The organism is Natrinema salinisoli (assembly GCF_020405205.1).
In the GTDB taxonomy this organism is placed as follows: domain Archaea; phylum Halobacteriota; class Halobacteria; order Halobacteriales; family Natrialbaceae; genus Natrinema; species Natrinema salinisoli.
In genome coordinates, this window is the sequence record NZ_CP084469.1 from 2,521,353 (window position 1) to 2,539,980 (window position 18,628).

The 18,628-nt window shown below is 64.4% G+C and carries 14 protein-coding genes; 3 read left to right on the forward strand and 11 right to left on the reverse strand.

The window, feature by feature from the left end:
* Positions 1 to 532: 532 nt before the first annotated feature.
* From LDB05_RS12495 to proS, 3 genes are all read right to left on the reverse strand, one after another.
* Positions 533 to 1,051: a hypothetical protein gene (locus LDB05_RS12495; RefSeq protein WP_226004322.1), complete on the reverse strand. Its 519-nt coding sequence runs from the start codon at positions 1,049 to 1,051 to the stop codon at positions 533 to 535.
* A 125-nt stretch (positions 1,052 to 1,176) separates the two neighbouring features.
* Positions 1,177 to 2,430, reverse strand: coding sequence for a hypothetical protein (locus tag LDB05_RS12500; protein ID WP_226004323.1), 1,254 nt, complete (start codon positions 2,428 to 2,430; stop codon positions 1,177 to 1,179).
* Positions 2,431 to 2,794: 364 nt separating this feature from the next.
* Complete coding sequence (gene proS / locus LDB05_RS12505) at positions 2,795 to 4,276, reverse strand: proline--tRNA ligase (RefSeq protein WP_226004324.1); 1,482 nt, start codon at positions 4,274 to 4,276, stop codon at positions 2,795 to 2,797.
* 246 nt (positions 4,277 to 4,522) lie between these two features.
* On the opposite strand from proS, the gene LDB05_RS12510 reads away from it, so the two are divergent.
* A complete protein-coding gene (locus LDB05_RS12510; RefSeq protein ID WP_226004325.1) occupies positions 4,523 to 5,497 on the forward strand; it encodes a quinone oxidoreductase family protein in 975 nt (324 codons plus the stop codon).
* 133 nt (positions 5,498 to 5,630) lie between these two features.
* Here the strand turns inward: LDB05_RS12510 and LDB05_RS12515 are convergent, their stop codons facing one another.
* The 7 genes from LDB05_RS12515 to LDB05_RS12545 all read right to left on the reverse strand — a co-directional run bounded on the left by LDB05_RS12515 (position 5,631) and on the right by LDB05_RS12545 (position 13,260).
* Entirely contained in the window at positions 5,631 to 6,155 is a 525-nt protein-coding gene (locus LDB05_RS12515; RefSeq protein ID WP_226004326.1) for an 8-oxo-dGTP diphosphatase, read from the reverse strand.
* A 313-nt stretch (positions 6,156 to 6,468) separates the two neighbouring features.
* Entirely contained in the window at positions 6,469 to 7,359 is an 891-nt protein-coding gene (speB, locus tag LDB05_RS12520) for an agmatinase (RefSeq protein WP_226004327.1), read from the reverse strand.
* Positions 7,359 to 7,733 carry a translation initiation factor IF-5A gene (locus LDB05_RS12525; protein WP_226004328.1) on the reverse strand — a complete coding sequence of 125 codons (375 nt, stop codon included), beginning with the start codon at positions 7,731 to 7,733 and terminating at the stop codon, positions 7,359 to 7,361. Before LDB05_RS12525 ends, speB begins: the two co-directional genes overlap by 1 nt.
* A gap of 194 nt (positions 7,734 to 7,927) precedes the next feature.
* The gene (locus LDB05_RS12530; RefSeq protein ID WP_226004329.1) at positions 7,928 to 9,919 is read right to left on the reverse strand and encodes an AAA family ATPase; all 1,992 of its coding nucleotides are present in this window, start codon (positions 9,917 to 9,919) and stop codon (positions 7,928 to 7,930) included.
* A 57-nt stretch (positions 9,920 to 9,976) separates the two neighbouring features.
* Complete coding sequence (locus LDB05_RS12535) at positions 9,977 to 11,053, reverse strand: hypothetical protein (RefSeq protein WP_226004330.1); 1,077 nt, start codon at positions 11,051 to 11,053, stop codon at positions 9,977 to 9,979.
* Positions 11,054 to 11,174: 121 nt separating this feature from the next.
* Positions 11,175 to 12,821 carry an ABC1 kinase family protein gene (locus tag LDB05_RS12540; RefSeq protein ID WP_226004331.1) on the reverse strand — a complete coding sequence of 549 codons (1,647 nt, stop codon included), beginning with the start codon at positions 12,819 to 12,821 and terminating at the stop codon, positions 11,175 to 11,177.
* A 76-nt stretch (positions 12,822 to 12,897) separates the two neighbouring features.
* On the reverse strand, positions 12,898 to 13,260 hold the full coding sequence (locus LDB05_RS12545; protein ID WP_226007907.1) for an Hsp20/alpha crystallin family protein: 363 nt from the start codon (positions 13,258 to 13,260) through the stop codon (positions 12,898 to 12,900).
* Between the two features lie 676 nt (positions 13,261 to 13,936).
* Here LDB05_RS12545 and LDB05_RS12550 point away from each other — a divergent pair.
* A complete protein-coding gene (locus tag LDB05_RS12550; protein ID WP_226004332.1) occupies positions 13,937 to 15,259 on the forward strand; it encodes a molybdopterin molybdotransferase MoeA in 1,323 nt (440 codons plus the stop codon).
* Positions 15,260 to 15,346: 87 nt separating this feature from the next.
* Here the strand turns inward: LDB05_RS12550 and LDB05_RS12555 are convergent, their stop codons facing one another.
* On the reverse strand, positions 15,347 to 16,474 hold the full coding sequence (locus LDB05_RS12555; RefSeq protein WP_226004333.1) for a serine hydrolase domain-containing protein: 1,128 nt from the start codon (positions 16,472 to 16,474) through the stop codon (positions 15,347 to 15,349).
* A 211-nt stretch (positions 16,475 to 16,685) separates the two neighbouring features.
* Here LDB05_RS12555 and LDB05_RS12560 point away from each other — a divergent pair, with 211 nt between their 5' ends.
* On the forward strand, positions 16,686 to 18,602 hold the full coding sequence (locus LDB05_RS12560; RefSeq protein WP_226004334.1) for a molybdopterin biosynthesis protein: 1,917 nt from the start codon (positions 16,686 to 16,688) through the stop codon (positions 18,600 to 18,602).
* Positions 18,603 to 18,628 lie beyond the last annotated feature (26 nt).

Consider the following 18,628-nt stretch of genomic DNA (forward strand, 5'->3'; position numbering starts at 1 on the left):
CCTAGCCGGAACCAGTATAAGAGGCTAATCCATTATGACTAAGCGTATTATTAACACATATAGTCTAATATAAGGTATACTGAAAACCCTTAATCACGGTTGACCCCGCGAGAGAGCTGTCGCTGGTTTCGACCGGGACCCGTCTCGGAGAAGGACGTCCGTCACTGCCACTCGTCGAACCCCCCACCGGAAAGATCAACTTCCCGGTAGCGGGGAAATGTCAGAGGCACGTAGTGTTCACCCACCAGAGTGAACACCACATGGTTCTAATGAATTTCCTCGGGTAAACAATCTCGGGTTAAACGATTAGGGTTGTGTGAAACGGTCACTCAAGAACGGCCGATCGAGACCGGTCGGTCCGGGGGTCAGTTGGTAATTCACTCACTCGAAGAGAGAACGACGGCCCAATTGGCTCACCGTCCTCCGTCTTGCGTGTCCGGGTTGCTCATCCTCGACTGTTCGTCTGTCCGGATGGGTCTCGGCTTCAATAGCCACAGTACGTGAGCCCCTGATTCCAACGCGAGATGGCGATTCAGTAGTGCCCTATGACTCGAAGTACGCCGAACTCGATCCCCGCGAGCAACAGCGTGGCGACGAGAATAATGGGGAAAACGATGACAAAATGAATGATGATACTGCTACTCTCGTGGCTGACGGTGAACATCGCCCAGAAGACGTTGTACGTGACAGCGAAGACCCCGAGTGTTGGACTAACCAACAACCCACGGCCGAACAACCAAAGTGCCGGTAGTATCATTCCAGTTAGCAGTAACCAAAATACGACGAGTACCGCAGGAGCTAACAGTACATCGAGCGGACCGGTGAGGTCGGCCCTCATATCGTTTAAACCGGGATCGAGAAACAACTGTCGTATGATCCACATACAAAAAAACAGCGCGCCCCCGAGGAGACAGCTAGCGAGAAACGTTCGTCTGGACTCGGTCACTCGCGATCGGAAATAGTAGCCGAGGCCTGCTACGAGCGCCCCGACGATGCCAGCTATCTTGAGTATCGTTTGTTCGTCCAAAAACAGTGCTGATGACGTGTCCATATTTATACCCTATATACCATTAAATAATAAATCTTTTGTATTTATCATATAAATATTATTTGAATATTCAGTTTTAAATTCCGGAACCGGACACCGAAGCAAGGCACCGATAACCGCCAGAGAGATTAGAAGCCCAGCATGCAGGCGCAGGGCCGTGCCACCGAGGAACTGTGATTGTGGGAGTGGTGTTCTTGGTGCCGGGTCCCGTTTTCAGCGTCCGATTTTCCTTCGGTACTGAATCCACAGAACAAACCTGTGCACGGGATCTCGAAACCGTCGTTGAGGATCGCAGCTATTTTCCCGTCGTGCGTATCGACACCACTTCTTCCTGCCTGATACAGTGATGATCCGGCTTTACCATCATCGCTGGCGTTGTCGTTGTTCTCCCAGCAATCTCGGACCTCACTTCGGGATTTGTTGTATCTCCAGTCGATCTCGTCAATCGGAATCCTCCCACGAACTTTATTATGATCCTCAGGATCGCGGTGGACCTGTCCGACGACGTCGAACGAACTGTTGGAAGAGCTCACGTCGTACAGGCGGATGTGCACTTGGGAGGCAACCCGCCAGTCGGCACGCCTCATAACGTGCCGATCTGTTTCGACGACATCTCCATCGTAATTGAGATATCTCGATTGCGCGTAGGGATTGTCGTTTGAACCTCCGGGTATTAAGGGGAGATCGCCGGCAAGATCGAGGATAGCATCTAGGCCCGATGTCCAGCCACAGGCGTCTTCCATGAATTTGCCAACTTTGGTAGCGTCACCATCCTTGAAAGCAAGATTCGTTGGTGCTGTTCGCTCCTTTGGATCTCGCCGCGCCCTGCTCTTAGAAGAGTAGTTGTACAGCGGGATATCGTCGATGGCAGTGTGATACTGCGGAGCCAGGTCGCCACCGAACATCGGATGGTTGGTGTTTCTCTGTGTTTTGATCTTCGCTTCGGCCCGATTGTGTTCGGTGCTCGTGCCGATGACCTTCGTCGTTTCTGTCGTGTACGTCAGACCATCGTTTTGAACGATCTCTTCGGAGAGCCACTCCTCGGCAATATAAACTGGTTCCTCCTCGAACACGGGATCGCCAAAATGTTCAGCGAGGTCCTCACTCCGGAAGATCCGCTCGTGAACGAACACATCGTCGTTGTACCGCTGAATTTCGCCTTTGAGTGTTCCTTTGGCCTCGACGGGCACTCCCTCTTTGTTTCCTGGTTCGGCGGCACCGAGTGCGGTGTATTCTCTATCGTCGTCCTCTGCGGCGACCGATCCCAAAGTAGCCAGAGAAGCCGTGCTCGCCAGACCAGTCAGGAACGTCCGCCGACCATTCATATCCGATCCAGTGTTGTCCTCGTTACCTATACTACCTAAATTATCTCTATCTACCATCGCAATATTTGGTAGTTATTTCAAGTGGATAAATATTACTATTTTATTGGATTTTAAATTGTCACTAACCGCCGTATACGGAGAAGGCGGCGGTTTTGGTCGTGACAGAAGATCGTCTAGCAGTACGTCCGAGATTTGGTCGTGTCGCTGAACCGTTTAGACTTCCAAGTCAATCAAGCAAAGACGCTCTTCCGTAGTCTATCGGAAGGAATTGACAGCAATGCGATCAATGAGGCCGTTTGAGGGAATACGATATCCATGCGTACCGTCACCGGATTTTTACAGCAGAAATGTGGCTACAAGAACCTATATTTAAAAGAAGACGACCCGGGAAATAGTTGCCCGCTGTAAGCTGGTAAAAGACTCAGTACGACTTCGCGAAGTATGCGATCTCGTCGGCGGGATCGCCACAGACCCCGCATTCGTCGTGGTCGGGTTCGGGGACCTCGCCGGCCGTCGAGCCGCCCTCGTCGGCCAGCGGCTGCATGACGATCTCGGCGGCGATCTTTTCCTTGATGACCTCCTCGCAGGCCTCGTCGCCACACCACGGCGTCTTCACGTAACCGCCGTGTTTCCCGATCGTCCCGAGGATCTCCTCCGGACTGTGGGCTTCGCGAACGTTTTCCTCGAGGTTCTCCTCGGCTGCCTCGTAGAGTTTGTCGAAGATTTCGTCCAGGTGCTCGTCGACCGCGTCGACGATCTCGTCGCGATCCTCGACGGATTCGGCGTTGTCCGGGCGGTGGACCAGCGTGACCTCCTCGTCGTCGACCTCGTGGGGGCCGATCTCGAGTCGAAGGGGAACCCCGTTGAGCTCGTGCTCGTTGAATTTGAAGCCGGGATTGCGCCCGTCGCGGTCGTCGAGATCGACGCGGACGCCGGCGTCCTCGAGATCCTCGGCGATCTCCTCGGCGTACTCGAGGACGTCGTCTTTGGTATCCTCCTGCCAGATCGGGACGATCGCGACCTGCGTGGGCGCGACGGTCGGCGGAAGGACGAGTCCCTGATCGTCGGAGTGGGTCATGACGAGCGCGCCGATCGCACGCCAGGAGAGGCCCCACGAGGTGGTGTAGGCTGTCTGCTCTTTCTCGTCCTCGTCGGCGAACGTGATGTCGAACGCCTCGGCGAAGCTCTGCCCGAGGTTGTGGCTGGTTCCCCCCTGAACGGACTTGCCGTCAGGCATCAGCGCTTCGACCGTCGTCGTCGTATCCGCGCCGGGGAACTTGTCGTGTTCGGGCTTCTTGCCGCGCAGGACCGGAATCGCCAGCACGTCCTCGTAGACGCGCTCGTACTGGCCGAGACGGGTCCAGACCTCCTCCCACGCGCCCTCGTTACTCGCGTGGGCGGTGTGGCCTTCCTGCCAGAGGAACTCCTTCGTCCGGAAGAAGGGCTTGGTCTCCGTCGCCTCCCAGCGGACGACCGAACACCACTGGTTGAGCCGCATCGGCAGGTCGCGGTGGCTGCGCGTCCAATCGGCCATGAAGGGCGCGATGATCGACTCGCTCGTCGGGCGGACGGCCAGCCGTTCCTCGAGTTCGTCGTGCCCACCCTGGGTCACCCACGCGACCTCGGGATCGAACCCTTCGACGATGTCTTTCTCCCGCTCGAGGTAGCTCTCGGGGATGAACATCGGGAAGTAGACGTTGTCGACGCCGGTCTCCTTGAACCAGCCGTCGAGGGCGTCCTGAATGGCCTCCCAGAGGGCGTAGCCGCGCGGTTTCGTGACGATGAACCCGCCCATCGGCGCGTAGTCCGCGAGATCCGCTTTCTGGACGACTTCGGCGTACCACTCGCCGGGTTTGTGCGATTTCGACTCGGTGATCCCGAGTTCTTGACTCTCGTCGCTCATTGTGTCGACATGCAGTCAGCGCGGGCTTAAAGGGCACGAAGGACGGCCGGCTCTCGTGGTACCCGACAACGACCTTCATACGGTCGTTCGAACGGTCATCGATGGGTCTCGAGACCGAATCGAGAACTACTGTCGACGGCGCTCGCCAATTATTCGCGGGCGCTCCGCGAGTAAATTTGAAACGTTTGTCTCGTTTTCTCCGGTTTTCACACCTTTATACGGCTGAGCCATTTATATACGGTCGATATGAAAGCAATCGAAGTTCAGGCCTACGGCGGGAGCGACGAACTGTCCGTCGTCGACGTCCCGACGCCGGAGCCCGACGCCGGCGAGGTCCGAATCGACATCGAAGCGGCCGGAATCAATTTCGCGGACATCATGCAGCGCGAGGGGCAGTACCCTGACGGTCCCGAAGCGCCCTACGTTCCCGGCATGGAAGCCGCGGGAACGGTCGACGCGGTCGGCGACGGCGTCGAGGATCTCTCGGAAGGCGACCGCGTCGTCGCGATGCTCGACGGCGGCGGCTACGCCGAGTACGTCACCGCCGACGCGGAACTGCTCTTCCCCATCCCCGACGCGATGAGCTTCGAGGAGGCCGCCGGCTTCCCCGTCCAGTTCCTCACCGCCCACGCCTGCCTCTTCGAGTGGGGCGGCCTCGAGGACGACGAGTCCGTCCTGATCCAAGCCGCGGCCGGCGGGGTCGGCACCGCCGCCGTCCAGCTGGCGTCGAACGCCGGCGCAGAGGTCTTCGGCACCGCGAGCACGCAAGAGAAGCTCGACCTCGCGGCCGAGCTGGGCTGTGACCACCCGATCAACTACACCGAGACGGACTTCCGAGAGACGGTCGACGAGGAAACCGACGGCCAAGGTGTCGACCTCGTCCTCGAGAGCGTCGGCGACGACGTCTTCGATCGCAGCCTCGACGCGATGGCCCACTTCGGCCGCATGGTGACCTACGGCGTCGCCAGCGGCGTCCCCGCCGAAGTCAGCAACCGGCGGCTGCTCTTCGAGAACAAGACGATCAAGGGGTTCCACCTCGGACAGGCCTCCTTCCGCGCTCCGAACAAAGTCATGAAGGCGATTCCCGAGCTTACGGACGGCTTCGCGAGCGGCGATCTCGAGATCATCCTCGGACAGTCGTTCGACCTCGAGGACGCCGCCGAGGCCCACCAGTACATCGAGGATCGGAAGAGCTCCGGAAAGATCGTCCTGAAGCCCTGAAATAGCCGCTCGACACCAGCCGTTCCCTACGTCTCTGAACGAGATCCATTAGGCCGACGAAACCGGACTGAAATCGGATTTGCGGGGCCTTTGAGTGCCCCGTTCGGTACGACTGGCCGAGATGCAGAACCCCTTATTCGTCGTCGACAGCGGTCTCGAGCGAGACCTCCCACTCGAGGTCGTGATCCACGAAGTCGGCCTCGTCGAGCGGTTCCCCGCCCTCGAACCGGAACTCGCCGACCGCGGTTTTCCCCTCGAGGATCCCCGGTAGCCACAGCCGGTCGTCCTCCCACATCTGATCGTAGGGCACGTTCTCGATCGAAACCCATTCGGGATGGGCTTCCGCGGAAGACGTCGGCTCACCGGTAAACGAGCGGGTTCGATACACGTGACAGAACGTGTGCGTCTCGCCGTCGAGGCGGAACGTGAGTTCGCCGGCCTTCTCGAGGTCCCGGACCTCGAGGCCGACCTCCTCGCGGGTTTCGCGGACGGCGCATTCGCGTGGGGTTTCGCCGGGTTCGCACTTGCCGCCGGGGCCGTTGTACCAGCCCTCACCGAGTCCGCGGCGTTTCTCGATCAGGAGGACCTCGCCATCGGATTCGTCGGCGGTCGTGGGGTCGCCGCCACGGAGCGGGAAACACAGCGTCGCCTCGATCATATTTGGAGGTTCGTTTGGAGGAAGAAAAACGTAGGTTATCGCTCGAGTCGATCGGGCCCATCCTGTACAGGAACATCGATACTGAAAGAGTCGTTCTGCTATCGTGGCAACGGGGAATAACCACGCCCTCCCCAACCGATTCGCTCGCTCCGCTCACGGTTCCCGATGGTCACCGTTCGCTTTTCGAGGCGCTCACTCTGTTCGCGCCTCGCACCGCTCGCTCATCCCTCGCGCGAGTTCAAGCGGCGGTTCGCCGTCGGCTCACCGCCGCTTCGCACGCGCCACCGCAATACATCGGCGAAGAATAACGGTTTCACTCATCGGCGTTCGAAAAGACGAACTCCCGAAGCAGTTTCCCCGCCAGCGCGGCCGCTTGCCCGTCGTCACGGTCGTTGACTTCGACCACGTCGAACCCGCTGGCCTGCGGGGCGACTGCGCGAACCACGTCGCGGAGTTCGCGGGGCTCGAGGCCGAACGGCTCTTTCGTCCCGGTTCCCGGCGCGTAGCCGGGGTCCGCGGCGTCGATGTCGACGCTCAGGTAGACCTCGCGATCCGCGAGTCGGTCGCCGGGCGTCCACTCGCTCACCGCCTCGGGCGGAACGACGGTCACGTCGTCGTCGGCCGCTCGCTCCCACTCGGCTTCGCTGCCAGTGCGGGCACCGAGGACGATCGCCTCCTCGACCGAGTCGACGTCCTCGAGGATCCGCCGAGTGACGGCGGCGTGGGACAGCTCCTCGCCGTCGTAGGCGTCGTACAGATCCAGGTGGGCGTCGAGACAGACGAAGACCTCTGGTTCGACCGCACGGACACCCGCGAGCGAGACGGTATGTTCGCCACCCAGCGTCAGGGGGACGGCGTCGTTCCAGACCGCTTCCCGCAGAGTGCTCGCAAGGTACTCGAGATAGGCCTCGACGTCGGGCCACGCGCGGACATCGCCCTGATCGAGGACGCCGAGTTCCGAGAAGTGCTGGTCCGTCCGGTGATCGTAGTCGTCGAACGGTTCGGCAAAAGAACGGATTCGCGCGGGACCGAATCGGGTCCCCGGCTGAAAGGTCGTCGTGGCGTCCAGGGGCGCACCGACGACCACGAAGTTCGCGCCTCCGCGGTCGGCCGTCCGGCCTCGCGCGTCGGTTTCGCCTCCGCGGTCAGGATCGTGTCCTCCCGCGTCGGTCCCCTCGCGTTCGTCGGTCGCCCCGGGAAACATTAGACGATCTTTCGCTGGTCTTCCATCTCGAGGTATTCGATGTTCTCGTCGGGGGAGACATCTTTGTCCTCGGGAACGCGCATCGTGATCGTTTCGTAGGTCTCGAGGTCCATGACCTGCATGTCGGCGCCGTCGACGGAGACGACCTGCCCCTGTTTGCGCTCGATGATCGGAACCCAGATCTTCGCGTCGACCGGCTGGGAGAGCGATCGTTTCCGGCCGTCGAAGACGCCCTCCGCCTCGACGCGGGCCTTGGCGCTGCCGTGTTTGCCCGGCTTCGCCGTCGAGTAGGAGTTGATCTTACACGGCGTGTCGTCGATCATTACGTAGCTTCCTTCCTGGAGTTCGCGAACTTCGGTCTGCTGTTTCGCCATGTCCCGGGGTAATCAATCGACGTGCATAAACCGTTTGGAATGCGTGCTGCGGCGAGTTCAGGCCGACTGCGGGTTCGCTCGGCCGGCGTCGCGGAGAGATCGATAGTTACCCGTCGATCGACGGCACGATCGCGACTCGAGGGCGAGGGTCCGTCGACGAACGAGTGATGACCTCGATGGACTCCGTCACCGAATTATCGATGCTGACCGAGGCCGTCGGGGATGACCTCGGGATTCGGTCCGTCTACCGGACGACCGCCCCAGCCATCCAAAGTCGCCTCGACTGCGTCGGCTTCGCCGACGAGTCGGTCCGTCGTGATATGTTCCTCGTGGCGAACGGCCTCGCGGCCGACCCGGCCCGCGAGGTGGCGAACGTCGCGGATACTGAACCCCTCCGTCGCGTCGGCCACCGCACCGAGATCGACGTCTTCCGCGACGATCCCGTCCGGGAGCGCGTCGGCCAGAATCGCAGCGCGGGTCCTGCCGTCCGGCGGCGGGACCTCGATCCGCTCGTCGAAGGTCCCCGCGTGGAGCACGTCGACGTTTACCCGCTCGACCGCCCGCGCGGTGCCGATGACGAGCACGTCGTCCTCGAGCGTCGGCAGGAGCGTCGCCAACCGTGTCGCGACGCGTCGGATCGCTCTCGACCCGCCCGACGCGGGTGCGAGTTCGTCGAGATCGTCGAGGACCAGCACACTCGGTGCGATCGACCGCGCGTCCTCGATGATCTCCGCTACCCGATCAGCCGGATCGTCGACGCCCTCCCGGCGGAACCGATCCGGACTGATCTCGACGATCGGGCGATCGAGTTCCGCGGCGATGGACCGGGCGAGCGTCGTCTTCCCCGCGTCCGGCGGGCCGTACAGTAACGCACCGTCGACGGGCGCGACGCCGTAGCGCTCGTAGCCGTCGGCGTTGTGAATCGGATCGAAGAGCCGCCGCTCGATCGCGGCCGTGAGATCGTCCATCCCCGGCAGGTCGTCGAAGGGGACCGGGTCCTCGGTCGACGAACGCCCGAGATCCTCGTCGAACCGATCGTCGTAGCGGTCGAGCCAGCCCGGAATACTGGTATCGATCTCGTCGACCGCCTGCCGGAGATGCGACTGCCTGACCGACGTCTCGTCGGCGATGGCGTGGCGGATCGCGACGTCGGCGAGCATCGTCACGTCGCTCGAGGCGTAGCCGGCGGTCGCGTCCGCGATCGCCTCGAGGCTCACGTTGTCGGCGACCGGCGCGTCGGCCAGCTCGAGGCGGAGGATCTCCAGTCGCGCCTGCCGATCCGGCGGCGGCACCTCGACCCGCTCGTCGAACCGGCCCGATCGCAGAATGGCGTCGTCGACGTCGTCGAGGTAGTTCGTCGCCGCGAAGACGACGATCTCCGAGTCGTCCTGGCTCTCGAGTTCGGTCAGCAGCTGGTTAACCATCTGCTGTTCGCTCGTGGCCATTCGCCCCGAGCGATCGCTGGCGATCGCGTCGATTTCGTCGATGAACACCAGACAGGGCTCGTTCTCGCGAGCGGCGTCGAACACTTCCGCGACGTTGTCGGCGGCTTCGCCGATGTACTTGCTCGTGATGTCGGCGGGCGTGACCTCGATGTAATTGTAGTCAGTTTCGGCCGCGACCGCGCTCGCGACGAAGGTCTTCCCGCATCCCGGCGGCCCGTGAAACAGGACGCCGTTGACCGCACCGATCCCGTAGCGGTCGTAAACGTCACGCCGAGTCAGCGGGTCGATCACCCGATCGCGTAACGTGTCCGTGAGGTCGTCCATCCCGCCGACGTCCGAGAAGTCGTGGCCCGGCGGATCCGTATTGAGGTCGTCCGCGTCGAGGGCAGTGTCGTCGCCCTCCCCCTCGCTTTCCCCCGATCCGTTCCCGGCTCCGTTGCCTGAGGACTGGCTGCGAACGCCTGCGATACCGCTCCGATTCCCGACGAACAGCCAGGCCAACGTCGCCGTCGGCGGTGCGAACGCGAGCGCGAGATCGCCGGTCGCGACGACACCCACAACACCGACGACGTAGGCCAAGCCGAGCAACAGGCGGTCGATCTGGGTGGCCGCCACCCAGGACACCGTCCGGAGAACGACCGCGAGCGTCCCGAAGGTGAGCACGACCGCCAGAAGCGCGTTCGATCCGGGAACGAGCCCGCTCCAACCCCCAGCCTGTGCGACAGTCAATAATACAACCATTACACAGCACGTGACGTGAATCCAACAAAACGATTCTGGTCTCGGTCGCGACGCCCGTTACGACCACCGAAACCCGTCCCGCGCGGCCGGCGGCTCGAGCGGACTCGCCGGCAATCCGTCCCCGACCGCGGGATCGTTGTAGGCCCGCGGCGCGACGTCGTTGGGACCGTCGGGATAGAACAGCGACGCCAGCAGCTGGATCTGGCCGCGCCCGACGCCGAGTTCGAACTGGCCGCCGCCGTAGAGCCGAACGTCGCGCTCGTCGCAGTAGGCGAGCGTCTCGAGGAGCGACTCGAGCGAGCCAAAGCGCGAGGGCTTGATATTGAGCCAGTCGGGCTCCCACGGCAGCGCCTCGACGTCCGCGACGCCGTGAATCGGGGCGTCCCAGGAGACGCGGGACCGAACGTCCGGCTCGTCGAACAGCGGTCGCGTCTCGTCGGTCAGCGCCGGATCCTCGACGACGGCCTCGGGAAACGCCTCGAGGACGCGTTCGTAGAGGACCGGATCCGCGGGGGTGTCGACGTCCGTCCCCTCGTAGCGGCCTTTCAGGTCGATGATTCGGACCGCGTCCGCGCCGACCGCGTCGTCGACGGCCGCGACGAGGTCGTCGTCCCACGCAGGAATCGGGTCGAGCTTGAACTCGAGGTCGGGCACCTGCTCGCGCAGGGACTCGAGCCGGTCGGTCGTCGGCGGCTCGCCGAGCCGGGTGCTGGCGACGAACCGGACGGGGTCGGCGGACCGACCGAGCTCACTCCCGAGGTCGCTGGCGGACTGCCGGAGCGCCAGATCCAGCGCGGCGCTCTCGAGGCCCCACCGCCGGTAGTTCCGAAACACCTCGCGCTCTGGGGGCTTCGCCGGGAAGCAGTCGACCGACTCGAGGTGCGTCGAGAACGAGTCGAGCGTGTACTCGCCGGTGAGATCGGGAAGGCCCGATTCGACCAGCGAATCGTGATCGTCGGCTTCGTAGGTGACGTCCTCGCCGCGGCCGGCGACCGGGTCGCCGTCCGGACCGGGACCGGACAGCGCGAACTCGGTCGTGACGCGCGTGAAGTCGCTCGAGGTCTCGCGTTCCAATCGCTCGGTCGACACCTCGTCGATCGCTACCGGCAGCTCCGCGATCCGATCGTAGTCCATACCGGTCGTTTCGTGTCCGGGATGGAAAGAGGCTTGGAGGCCGCCGTTGGCCGTCCACTATCGACGGTTCGAGAGATATCCCCCCGTTCCATCCACCTTCGGTTGCAACGAGCGCCCGGCGTTACTCCTCGCCGCGACGCTGGCGAAGGTTCTGTCGCGTGAACTGGGGCTTCGCGCCGATCGATTTCGGCGAGCGGAAGGATCGATAGAGCTGGATCAGCACGATCACCGCGACGACCGCCGCGACGATCGATCCCCGAGGCGCCTCGAGGGCGTACAGGACGCCCGTCGAGAACAGGGACATCGTGAGCAACATGCCGTAGACCAGTCGCTTCGCGAGTTTGTCGAAGACGTTCTCCTTGTCCTCGAGGCCGATGCGGACGTAGAGGTCGTCGCGGTCGAGCCGGTCGAGCGCGCGCTCGGCCTTGGGAGCGATTCGAGTCAGGGACTCGCCCGTCCGACGGAGTTGTTTTCCCGTCTCGTCGACGTACTGGCGGACGGTTTCCTCGCGATAGCCCTGCTCGGTCAGGAAGCCGGTCGCGGTCGAGATGAAATCGAAGTCCTCGTCGAGTGTGACGCAGACCCCTTCGACGACGGTGGCGACCCGAAGGACGAGCGCGAGGTTCTTCGGGAGACGAAGCGGGAACTCGTAGATCGAGTCCTCGATCTGTCCGACGATCTGGTTGACCCGGTACTGTTCGATGTCCTCGCCGCGGGCGTCCTGGATGGCGATTTCCATCACCTCGGCCATCACTCCGCGATCCGCGTCGGGGCTCAGCGTCCCGATCTCGACGAGCGCGTCGAGGATGCCGTCGATGTCCTGATTGGCGACGGCGATGTAGAAGTCGACGATCTTGTCCTGAACGAACGAGTCGACCCGCCCGGACATCCCGAAGTCGTAGAAGACGATCTTCCCGTCGTCGGTCACCGCGAGGTTCCCCGGGTGAGGATCGGCGTGGAAGACGCCGTCCTCGATGATCATCTGCAGGTACGATCGCTCGAGGTTCTCCGCGATCTCCGTCCGGTCGATCCCCCTGCGCTCGAGTTCCTCGACGTCGTTGATCTTCGTCCCCTCGATGTACTCCATCGTGAGCACGCGCGGCCCGGAGTGACTCTCGATCACGGTGGGGATGCGAAACCGATCGTCGCCCGCGAAGTTCGATTTGATCTCGGTGAGCATCTCCGCCTCGCGCTCGTAGTCCATCTCCTCGCGGATCGTCTTCGAGAACTCGTCGGCCAGGTTCTCGAGCGAGAACGAGCGGGCCTCGTCGACGAAGTACAGCAGGATCGGGAGCGACCACTTGATGACCCGCAGATCGGCCCGGACGAGGTCCTCGATACCCGGGCGGCGGATCTTCACGGCGACGTCGTGACCGCCCGCCCGACCCGTATCGGCGCGTATCGCCTCGGTCTCGGCGTCGATGCGCGCTCGATAAACCTGTCCCAGGCTCGCACCGCTGATCGGCTCGGTATCGAACTCTTCGAACCGGTTCTCGAGGGGTCCGAGTTCCTCCTCGAGCACTGCTTTCGCACCGGGCCAGGCCGCCGGCGGCACGTCGTCTTGCAGCGACGAGAGGACCTCGATGTACGCGGGCGGGAGCACGTCCGGGCGAGTTGACAGCAACTGGCCGAGTTTGATGAACGTCGGTCCCAGGGTCAACAGCGACTCGAGCAACAGTTCGGCCCGACGGCGGTGGGTCTCGGGATCGACCCGTCGGGGACGGCCAAATAGAAGGAACCGGCGGCGGTCACGGGCGAACGCGAGCAATAGCGGCAGGAAGTGCCACGCGACGATGGCGAATCGTTTATAGGCGCGGAGTGAAGCCAGTCTCGGTCACCCCGTGTTAGCCGTCCTCGTCGACGATATCGATCGTCGTCTCCCCGCTGGCACCGCGTTTCGGGAGCCGCAACTCGAGGACGCCGCGGGTGACCGTCGCCTCGGCGCTGGCGTCGGATGCGTCCTCGGGGAGCGGGAGGTCGACGTCGCGGAACAGCGACCGATTCTCCTCGACGTACTGGTAGTCGCCGGTGGGCTCTTTCTCGCGGTGGGCGTCGATGAAGATCCGACCGTCCTCGATCGCGAGGTCGAGCGACTCGGCGGAGACGCCGGGGACGTCGAGCACGAGCAAGTAGGCGTCCTCGCTCTCGAGCAGATCGAAGAAGACGTCCTCGGAGAGGTCCCGCAACGCGTCGCGGAGCGCTGACATGGATACGGGTTCGAACGCCGATACGAAAAACCCCGCGGTCGCGGCGATCCGTCGACGCGCCGCGAGCGGTCCGTAGATGTCACTGCCGGTCTCGTGGAGCGGGAGTTGCATCGCACTTCGAGCCGACTAGGCACTACTGTAGTGGCGCGCGCTGTCAGGTGGCCGAGTGAGAGCGAGGCCACCTGACGATGCTGCGCGAGGGATGAGCGAATGACCGACGGGAACGAGCGAATCGGCTGGGGAGGGCGTGGTGACCCCCTGCTGCAACGATATCGAACCTGTCTACCTTCTTCTGGAGAGAGAGGGTGAATGGTTACTCGATCGTCCAATTCATACTCGAATAGAACGACGTACTCGAGGACGGATTCGGCTCGAGAGTGATCGAATGGAACGGAATCGTCCAGCTATCGTGGCAACGCGGAATTTCCACGCCCACCCCAGCCGATTCGCTCGTTCCCGTCGGTCACTCGCTCATCCCTCGCGCAATATCGCGCCCGCCCTCGCTAGCACTCGGTCGGGGCGCTCACGGATCGCTTCGCTCTCCGTTCGCTTCCGAGACGCTTCCAATAGTCGCGTCTCACGGACAGCGCGCGCCACCGCATTCCCGTTCCTCGAGTCGGACGGTCGAACCGCGGGTTCCCCCACGTTTTTGCCGTCCGGCGACTCGCATCCTCGTATGGAAGGAGCCGACCGCGAGCGCACGGAGGCCGGGTTCAAGGTACGGACGCCGGTGGACGAGGCGCGCCGGATTCTCAGGGAGGCCGTCGAGGGGAGTGGGGACGGTGATGCGGACGTGCCGTGTGGGACCGAAACCGTCGACGTCGACCGCGCGGACGGCCGCGTCCTCGCGGCACCGGTCGCGTCCGCTCGAGACGTGCCCCACTACCGGCGGGCGGCGATGGACGGCTACGCCGTTCGGGCCGCGGACACGTTCGGGGCCAGCGATCGATCGCCCGAGGTGCTTCGAGTCACCGAGCCCGCGGGCGATCCCGACGGGGACGAGCACGCCACCGCCGACCGCATCGATCCCGGAACGGCCGCGCGGGTCCACACCGGCAGCGCGCTCCCCGAGGGAGCCGACGCGGTCGTCATGATCGAACGGGTGACCGAAGTCGAGACGACCGGCGAGCTCGAGGTCGAGGACGCGGTCGCGGAGGGGGAAAACGTCGCACCGGTGGGAGAGGATATCGAAGACGGCCAGCACCTCTACGAGGCGGGACACCGGCTCCGCCCGTCGGATCTCGGACTCCTGCGGTCGGCCGGCTACGGGCGCGTCGCGGTCGCACAGCAACCAACGGTCGGCGTGATCCCGACTGGCGAGGAACTCGTTGAGGGCGACCCCGGGCCCGGCGAAGTCGTCGAGACCAACGGACTCACCGTCTCACGGCTGGCCCAGCGCTGGGGCGCTCGCGCGACCTACCGCGACGTCGTCACCGACGACCCCGAATCGCTGCGGGTCGCCATCCAGCGAGACCTGACGAAAGACGTCGTCGTCACGACCGGCGGCTCCTCCGTGGGTGAGCGCGACCTCTTGCCGGAGGTGATCGACGAGCTGGGAGAAGTCGTCGTCCACGGCGTCGGGCTCAAACCCGGGCATCCGGTCTGTCTCGGTGTCGTTCAGGACACCCCGGTGCTCGCACTTCCGGGCTACCCCGTCGCCTGCATCGTCAACGCCGTCCAGTTCCTCCGGCCGGTCCTGCGCTGGCTCGAGGGAACCACCCCTGATCCACACCCCACCACGCGCGCCCGACTCGAGCGCAAGATCCCGAGCGAACCCGGAACGCGAACGTTCGCGCGGGTGCAACTCGAGGTACGCGAGGAGGGTGAAGCGGACGATCGCGACGAACCGGAATACACCGCGATTCCGACCCGAGCAAGTGGCTCGGGCGTGCTTTCGAGCGTCGCGCTGGCCGACGGCTGGGTGGTCGTGGACGACGACCGCGAGGGGATTCCGGCCGGCGAGACGGTCGCCGTCGAGGACTGGGAACCGAACGGCTGACCGCGACGAGCGTCGTTGTTTTCCTCGCGACCTCGTGACGATCAGGAGGCCGAGAGCCGCGACGACGTTCCGGTGATCGACTCCGGACTACCGAAGCGCCTGTCGAACTGCATCCGCCAGCCCGTTCACGCGGGCGACGTGTTCGTACGAGCCCTCGCGAACCCCGTTCGTGACGTACGAAAATCCGATGTTTTCCTCGGGGTCGGCCCAGCCGACGCTGCTCCCCAGCCCGGCGTGGCCGAACACGTGGTCGGGCGAGAGCGAGCCGTACGGCGCGACCGTCGTGCCGCCCTTCCAGAAGCCGAGCGCGAACCGGCCCTCGCGACCGATCGTGCCGTCCGCGTCCGTCTCGGCCTGTACTTGCGCCAGCTGCTCGACGGTCCCGGGTTGGAGAACCTGCGTCCCCTCGAGTTCGCCGCCGTTGGCGAGGCAAGCGTAGAACCGGGCCATGTCGCCCGCGGTCCCGATCCCGTTGGCGGCGGGGATCACGGCACGGTGGATCTCCTCCGCGTTGAACGGGGCCGCGACCTCGGCGTTGTCCCCGAGTCCCTCGCCGGGATCGCGACAGCGGTCGAACGCCTCGAAGCCGACCAGCGTCGCCACGTCGTCGTCCTCGTCCTCCCGGAGCCCGATCCCGGTGTCGTCCAGGCCGAGCGGGTCGAACACGCGTTCCTCGGCGGCCTTTTCGATCGGCGTGCCCGAAACCCGACGGACGAGTTCGCCCACGAGCCAGCCGAAGGTCAGGGCGTGGTAGGCCGGTACCTCGCCCGGCGGGTAGTTCGGCTCCATCTCCTCGAGTTTCTCCACCGCGGCGTCCCAGTCGCCCCAGAGGTCCGGTCGGTCGTCGATCTCGCCCTGGTTGAGCCCCGCGGTGTGGCTGAGCACTTGCCGAACGGTGATCTCGGCCTTTTCGGTCCCGTCGTCGGCGAACTCGGGCCAGTGGTCGACCACGCGATCGTCGTACTCGAGCTTCCCCTCTTCGACGAGCGAGTGCAGAGTCACCGCAGCGTAGGGTTTCGTACTCGAAAAGAGGATATGACGCGTCTCGCGGGTCTCGTCCGGACCGGCCGGCGCTTCGACGCCACCCGCGAGGTCGATCACGGGCTCGCCGTCGACGTAGACGGCCAGCTGCGCCCCGTGGTGAAGCCCGACCTCGAGGTGACGATCGAAGAGATCGGCGATGCGCTCGCGATCCGTTTCGGAAATTCGTGACATGGGTCGCACCTCTTCGGGCGGACGCTTAATCGTTGTCGTACGAGAACATATCACAGCCACACCGCGGCGACGTTTTTATAGTAGTCGTTGAAAATCATTGCACTCCCGCTCGCGAATCAGCGGCCAGCACGGTTCGTACTAGCCGCTCGAGTGCGAGCGGTGAGTAACTCGTTTCAACGACTACTATAGCCCCGGCGTCCGAAAGACCGCTATGAACCGCAAGGAGTTTCGCGATCTCGCGTCCCCCGACGAGGCGCGCGAGGCGATCGACTCGCTCTCGCTCGAGGGGGGTATCGAGCGGGTTTCACTCGAGGACGCGCGCGGTCGGGTGCTCGTGGCCCGACTCGACGCCGAGCTCGACGTCCCCGGCTTCGACCGGGCGAGTCTGGACGGCTACGCCCTCCGGGCCCGGGACACGTTCGGTGCCGACGAGGCAGACCCCGCTCGCCTCGATATCGTCGGCGAGGTCCACGCGGGTGCGGAACCGGATGTCGCGCTCGAGGCGGGCGAGGCGGCGGAGATTTCGACCGGCGCGGTGATGCCCGACGGGGCCGACGCGATGGTGCCGGTCGAGCGCACTGATACCGACGCTGGCGGCGACGAGGTCCTCGTCCGCACCTCGGTCGCACCCGGCGACAACGTCATGTTCGCGGGCGCGGACGTCGCCGCCGGCGAGCGCGCGCTCGGTCCCGGAACGACGATCACGCCCCGCGACATCGGCCTGCTGTCGGCGCTGGGGGTCGACGAGGTCCCGGTTCGAGCCGAGCCCCGCGTCGGCATCGTCTCGACGGGGGACGAACTCGTGCGGCCGGGCGAGGAACTACACAGCGAGCGCGGGGAGATCTACGACGTCAACAGCTACACCATCGCCGCAGGGGTCGAGGACGCCGGCGGCGAAGCGGTCCTCTACCCCCACGCCGGGGACGATCAGGACGAGATGGAGCGGATCCTCCGCGAAGCCGCCGAGGAGTGCGATCTCGTGCTCTCGTCGGGTTCGACCAGCGCGAGCGCGGTCGACGTCATCTACCGCGTCATCGAAGAGCGAGGGGAGTTGCTGCTCCACGGCGTGAGCATCAAGCCGGGGAAGCCGATGCTGATCGGACGGCTGGACGACTCGGCCTACGTCGGGCTGCCCGGCTATCCCGTCTCCGCGATGATGGTCTTCCGGACTTTCGTCGCACCGGCCATCCGCGAGGCCGCCGGGCGTCCCGAACCCGCAGCGGCGACCGTCGCCGGACGGCTGGCTCGAGAGGAACGCCACGAACAGGGCCGCCATCGGCTCATGCCGGTCGGCCTTGTCGGGAGCGGGCCGTCGGAGACGGCCCGAAACGGAGGCGGAGAATCCGCCGAAGGGGACGGGGACGGCGAGACGCTCGTCTACCCCGTCGACAAGGGCAGCGGCGCGACGACGAGCCTTGCCGACGCCGACGGCGTCGTGGAAATCGGCCCGGAAACCGACTACCTCGAGGCGGGCGAATCCGTCACGGTTACGCTGTTCTCGCCGGACGTCCGGCCGCCGACGGTGTTCGGTGTCGGCGAGGACGACCCCGCGTTTTCGCGAGTCCTCAACGGACTCGAGAACCCGCGCTACCTCGCGGTCGGCAGCCGGCCCGGCCTGCGACGGCTCCGCGAGGGCGTCCCCGACGCGGCGGTGGTCGCGGGACCGCTCGATAGAGACGTCGAAGCGGACGAGATCGGCCGCTGGGACCGCGAGTGGGGACTGGTGGTCCGAGCCGGCAATCCCGACGAGATCGAGGGGCTCGAGGACCTGGTCGATCGCGACCTCCGCTTCGTCAATCGGACGACCGACTCCGGATTGCGCTCGAGCCTCGGCGGTGCGGTCGCCGACCTCGCGGACGAGCGGGGAACGGATCGCCACGAACTCGTCGACGCGATCGACGGTTTCGACCTCGGGCTCCGCGCCCACGAGAGCCCCGCCCGAAAGGTCATCGCGGGCGATGCCGACGCCGGCCTCGGGCTGCGCGAGACCGCCGACCGCCTCGATCTCGGCTTCGTCCCCCTCGGTGAACAGCCTGTTCGCGTGCTCGCGAATCGCGATCGGACGGGGAAGGAGGGGGTGCGGGAGCTCGAGCGAGCGCTCGAGGACGTGTCGTCGCGACGGAGATAGCGGCGAACGACGAGTACGTCGAACGG